The organism is Paenibacillus sp. NPDC058898 (assembly GCF_049316025.1).
Taxonomy (GTDB): domain Bacteria; phylum Bacillota; class Bacilli; order Paenibacillales; family Paenibacillaceae; genus Paenibacillus_AQ.
The window spans coordinates 1-5,171 of sequence record NZ_JBMOSM010000034.1 but is presented as its reverse complement, the minus strand read 5'-3'; the positions used below and the strand labels follow the sequence as shown (position 1 = coordinate 5,171).

The 5,171-nt window shown below is 37.2% G+C and carries 6 protein-coding genes; 5 read left to right on the top strand and 1 reads right to left on the bottom strand.

From position 1 onward, the window contains the following. Positions 1–130 precede the first annotated feature (130 nt). The gene (locus ACOZB4_RS34025; protein ID WP_379416873.1) at positions 131–418 is read right to left on the bottom strand and encodes a hypothetical protein; all 288 of its coding nucleotides are present in this window, start codon (positions 416–418) and stop codon (positions 131–133) included. 172 nt (positions 419–590) lie between these two features. Between ACOZB4_RS34025 and ACOZB4_RS34020 the strand changes: the two genes are divergently transcribed. The 5 genes from ACOZB4_RS34020 to ACOZB4_RS34000 all read left to right on the top strand — a co-directional run bounded on the left by ACOZB4_RS34020 (position 591) and on the right by ACOZB4_RS34000 (position 4,865). Further along, positions 591–794: a helix-turn-helix domain-containing protein gene (locus ACOZB4_RS34020; RefSeq protein WP_076326647.1), complete on the top strand. Its 204-nt coding sequence runs from the start codon at positions 591–593 to the stop codon at positions 792–794. 213 nt (positions 795–1,007) lie between these two features. Further along, on the top strand, positions 1,008–1,553 hold the full coding sequence (locus ACOZB4_RS34015; protein ID WP_379416871.1) for a GrpB family protein: 546 nt from the start codon (positions 1,008–1,010) through the stop codon (positions 1,551–1,553). A gap of 239 nt (positions 1,554–1,792) precedes the next feature. Beyond that, complete coding sequence (locus tag ACOZB4_RS34010; protein WP_379416868.1) at positions 1,793–2,332, top strand: GNAT family N-acetyltransferase; 540 nt, start codon at positions 1,793–1,795, stop codon at positions 2,330–2,332. Positions 2,333–2,645: 313 nt separating this feature from the next. Continuing rightward, positions 2,646–4,142: a serine hydrolase domain-containing protein gene (locus ACOZB4_RS34005; protein ID WP_379416866.1), complete on the top strand. Its 1,497-nt coding sequence runs from the start codon at positions 2,646–2,648 to the stop codon at positions 4,140–4,142. 291 nt (positions 4,143–4,433) lie between these two features. Further along, the gene (locus ACOZB4_RS34000) at positions 4,434–4,865 is read left to right on the top strand and encodes a GNAT family N-acetyltransferase (protein ID WP_215164297.1); all 432 of its coding nucleotides are present in this window, start codon (positions 4,434–4,436) and stop codon (positions 4,863–4,865) included. The last annotated feature ends 306 nt before the right edge of the window (positions 4,866–5,171 follow it).

Here is a 5,171-nt window from a genome sequence, read left to right as displayed (position 1 = left end):
GAGTCAGCCGGACAACCCTGCGAGCCTAAGTCTGGCGACCCGTTCCCTACGGTCACTTAAGCCTCTCGGGTTCGTGAACACAACAACGTTATACGACAGAATCAAAAAAACAAAGAGAGCCAACAGGCCCTCAATTTAAAGATACATGTAATTCGTTATGTAGGTAAAGAGCGTCCTTAAAACCTTGTAAGTAGATTTCACGTTCTAAAATAGCTTGAACAGAAAGGTCCGCATCATCATAAAGGAATAGAGTCTTTTGTATATCCTCTGGTAGTAGTTCATGTAACTGCTTAAAGTAAAGGTTCCGATCAGATGAGAACTGGTTGTAGCTGAAGTTGTTTTTGATAAGCTCGCCATATAAAGATTCAATTCGATTACGGATCAGTGAATCGAGTAAGATTTCTAAAGAATTATGCATAATTTAACACCATCCACTTCATTTGATTTTGCAAATAAAAGTTTAACTTATTGAATATAATTTTACCATATCGAACATTCAAATCAAGACATGTTGAAGATGTTTTTGATAAAGAAAATATACTTTCATATAATTAAAGAAAAATTCACTTCGCGTGTGAAAGGAATATCAGATGATTAGTTACAAACCTTTTCAAAAATTATTAATCGACAGGGAGATTAAGAAACAGGATTTACTTAAAATGACGGGGATTTCATCTGCTACAATGGCGAAGCTCAATACGAATGAATATGTTTCGCTAGAAGTAATTGATAAACTATGTACAGTTTTAGGTTGTCAGCCAGGAGATTTATTGGAACATATAGCAGAGCAATGACAGATTGGGATCAAGAATGAATGTTGGTTAATCTAAGAAGTGATTCCGTCGTATAACATAATATTCAAGCTGCGGCTCCTAACGGAGCCTTGGTCTGCCAGATGGATTTCGAAAAGGGAATCCAACAGACAACCCCTTGCGGGGTTCATGAATACAGACATGTTATAAGAAATCGGAGAAGAACGTAAAAAATCATTTGAGTTGGTGATTTCGATGAAGGATCCAGTGATAATTGAGCCGTACAACGATAGTTGGCCAAATCTCTTTAATGAATTACGAACTCAGATTGTAAAGAAAATTGGTTCTGACGTACATAGAGTTGATCATATTGGATCGACGGCAGTAGTTGGTTTAGCAGCTAAGCCCATCATTGATATTCAGATATCTGTAAGGGATTTAGGCAATATAGAGACAATCATATCCGGACTTGCATCTTTAGGATATCGATATCGTTCGGATAATGATGATTTGACTAAGAGGTACTTCAGAGAAGCACCTGGGATGAGTAGAACTCATATTCATGTAAGGCAAGCAGGTAGCTGGTCTGAACAATTCAATTTACTATTTCGAGATTACTTAAGAACTCATGAAGATGATAGAGATCAATATTCCAGGACGAAGTATGAATTAGCAAACCGGTATAGAGATCAAAGAGAACAATATGTAGACGCTAAGACTGAAATCGTATGGGATATTATAAAGAAGGCTAATACATGGAGTCAAAAGATCGGATGGAAACCCAGTAAAGCGGATTTGTAAGTGATTCGAAGAAGCGCCGACATCTTATAACATTATATTCACGCTGCGGATCGGCTGAAGCCGATCCTTGGTCCGCCCGAGGCAACTAGCAGGGAAGCACAATCAGGCGGACAACCCTGCGAACCTAACCGAGTCGTGGCTGGTAGCTAAAGCTGCCTTAAGGTTCTCGGGTTCGTGAATACAGGAACGTTAGGTGAAATACCCGAAAGACCATTAAATTATATAAAGGACATTGGAATATGAACAATATAGAAAATCAAATTCAGTTATTAAGGGCTGAAGAGCAGGATAAAGCAGTGATTAGAAATTTAATGCAATATTATCAATATGATACTACCGAATATAATAATGATGACCCGAGTTCGTTTGGTTTGTTTGATTATAAGTATCTTGATCATTACTGGACTGATTATGGGAAAGAAATTGAAGGTCGAGTTGCTTATATTATCAAGATAAGTGACAGCTTAGCTGGATTTGCATTGGTTAATAATTATAGTGTTTTTAATAAAGATTCTAACACAAAGACCATAGCTGAGTTTTTTATTATGCGGAAGTGGAGGAAGAAAGGAATAGGTAAGGATATAGCGTTTAGAATACTTGATACTCATGAGGGATTATGGGAAGTAAAGCAGGAGAAGGAAAACATTATTGCTCAGAAATTTTGGGAGTCTGTAGTAAATCAATATACCGATGGAAGATATAGAAAGCATGAATCTCATCAACCTGAATGGGACGGACCAATAATATATTTTAACAAACAGATAGAAGGACATTCTTAAGTTAATCGAAGAAGCCGGGTACATCACCTAACATAGTATTCACGTAGCGGGGCTTACGCCCCTTGGTTGTCAGATGTATAATCATGAAGAAGCTCGGACAACACACGACCCAGCCTAAGATAGGAGCCATCTAAGGCTGGGTCGCGTCGTGAATACAAGAACGTTATCGGAAATCAGCGCAAAGAATTAAATGGTTTTAAGAACTATGTCTTTCTAAGCCATAACGGCACAAAGTAGGTATTTGTGGATGGTGTTTAATTATATAGTTTGGTCCATTATTTTTTTTAGAAGACTTACAATTGGGAGAACCACAATGAAGAAAATACTAAGTAAAACAGGCACATCAACAATGTGTGTCATCCTACTTATCACAATCATTACTACTATAGCGTGTTGGGATGAACTTGGGAGTTTGGTAAGGACAGGGAATTATGATAATACGGATAATATGGTGGAAATCATAATGGCCAAATCAGCGACTCCAGGGGTGGCTACGGTAGTATCAGAGCAGGGCAAGACAGAATATAAGAATTACGGATATGCAGATGCTAAAAATAAGAAGAGGGTAACTGAAGAGTCATTATTTGAGTTGGGCTCGACTACAAAGGCATTTACGGCTTTGGCCGTTATTTTATTAGAAAATGAGGGCTACTTATCTCTTTCAGATTCTGTTACAGATTATATTCCATCGTTTGAGCCAACCATTAAGGGTGAGAAAGTTAATATTATGATTCATCAGTTGTTAGCTCATACAAGTGGAATTCCACCTTGGAGTATTCGGTTAATTCCTGAAGGTACCACGGAGGATATGCTTGAAAAAACGATACATAATGTGTCAGACATTGCATTAGATACGTATCCTGGGACAGCATATAATTATGCAACAGTTAATTATGATATTTTAGCGATGATTATTGAAAAAGTTACAGGCAAACGTTATCAGGATTACATGACTGAAAACATACTGGTTCCTTTAGGAATGACTGATAGTTATTTTTCAACAGGTAAGGAAAAGGAATCTGATAAACTTACCAAAGGATATCGTGTATTTTTTGGAAGGAGCTTAGAATATGATGCCCCTAGATATTATGGGAATATCGCTGCAGGATATTTGGTAACGAATTCAAAAGATTTAGAACGCTGGATTAATGCACAAATGGGGATAGGCGATATACCAGATAATTTATTGAAAGCGATACAACAATCTCATCAAGTCGACATCAAAATGGCGGGATACGAAGGTGAAAATCAATACTATTCATTCGGATGGAGTATTGATACGAAAAATAGAGTTGTTAGTCATAATGGATCAAATCCTAATTACTCCTCACAGGTTCTTATTGATTTAGAAAAGCAGCAAGCCATTTTTGTTCTGGCTAATTTGAATTCAACTGCACCATCGCTAATTGCTAATAATATTTATGAGAATATGAATGAAAATCATATGAATAAATTTAATTATGATGACGTGTATCTATTAATTGATTTAGTATTTTCATTCTTAGTAATAATAGCCGTGGTTATCTTATGTGTCCAAGCAATTAAACTCGTTAGAGGAATACAACTAAATATTAAAGATGAAAAGACAAGGTTCAGAAAAATGACAGGAAGTAGTATCGCACTAATCTTAAGCATAATGCTTTTGGTATTGGTAATGATCTGGCCTTATATATTAGATTATAATTATTTAATGATAAGGGTGTGGATGTCGTATTCAATATTTATTTGGATGGGGGTTACTTCTATCAATTGTATTTTAACGATAATAATTAATATTAAAAAAATCGGAATTATTAGAAGCAGTTTATAAAAAAATAGAGGTAAAATGTGAAAATCACATTGTTTGTCTGATCTTGATTTCTCAGATCTTTAAAGAAGATTAGGTGTATTTCGAAGAAGGCGCTGACATCCGATAACAAAGCATTTCTACAGCGGGCATTCGCCCTTGATCGCTAAGAAGGAATTCCAAGGAGTTTATTCAAGCGATACATTCAACCAGCTAAGTCTGACGACACGTTTCCTACGGTCACTTAAGCTGTTTGAACGTCAGGAATGCCAAACGTTATGTGAAATCAGCCTAAATACACAGAGGAGAATGTGAATGATAATTCGTGAAGCTGAAACAAATGACGCAGAAGCTATTGAACGACTATACAAAGAGTTGCTTCCAAACAACCCAAAAATAAAAGTGTTGGAAGATAGAATAGAAGAAATTAAACAAAATCCTAATAGTTTCTTGTTCATTTGCGAAGTAGACCAAGAGATCGTTGCAACTGCACATCTGCATCTATGTTTAGATGCATTGATAGAGTCACAACCTTTTGGGGTTGTAGAACGTGTAATTGTATCTGGAAACAGACAAGGTCAAGGTTATGGATCGCTCATTATGAAGCATATTGAAGATCTGTGTATTTCAAGGGATTGTGTTAAAGTCTTTTTAACCAGCGGAGCTTCGAGGAAGCAAGCACACGAGTTCTATACAAAGTTAGGTTATGACGGTGATTCGAGTAAAGCCTTTAAGAAGTACTTATAATTTTTGAAAGGTTTTCGAAGATGAGGCAGACATCACATAACACTATATTCCCCCAGCGGGGCGTTCGCCCCTTGGTCCGCCAAGAGCGAAGGGATTTCACTGCGGAGCGAATTCAGAGGTACAGGGAAGCGTTGGCGGACACCCCTGCGAACCTAACCGCGCCGCGGCCGGGCCTTCGGGCCTTAAGGTTCTCGGGTTCGGGAATACATAAACGTTATATGAAACCACACGAAAGATATTTATTTTGAAGGTGATATCATGGGAGTCTTTAAGAAAATCGATAACCTTATCTCTCTCGTTACAATA

Coding starts and splice junctions, on each gene's coding strand:
- ACOZB4_RS34005 (WP_379416866.1), top strand. CDS start 2,646: ATGAAGAAAATACTAAGTAAAACAGGCACATCAACAATGTGTGTCATC.
- ACOZB4_RS34000 (WP_215164297.1), top strand. CDS start 4,434: ATGATAATTCGTGAAGCTGAAACAAATGACGCAGAAGCTATTGAACGA.
- ACOZB4_RS34015 (WP_379416871.1), top strand. CDS start 1,008: ATGAAGGATCCAGTGATAATTGAGCCGTACAACGATAGTTGGCCAAAT.
- ACOZB4_RS34010 (WP_379416868.1), top strand. CDS start 1,793: ATGAACAATATAGAAAATCAAATTCAGTTATTAAGGGCTGAAGAGCAG.
- ACOZB4_RS34025 (WP_379416873.1), bottom strand. CDS start 418: ATGCATAATTCTTTAGAAATCTTACTCGATTCACTGATCCGTAATCGA.
- ACOZB4_RS34020 (WP_076326647.1), top strand. CDS start 591: ATGATTAGTTACAAACCTTTTCAAAAATTATTAATCGACAGGGAGATT.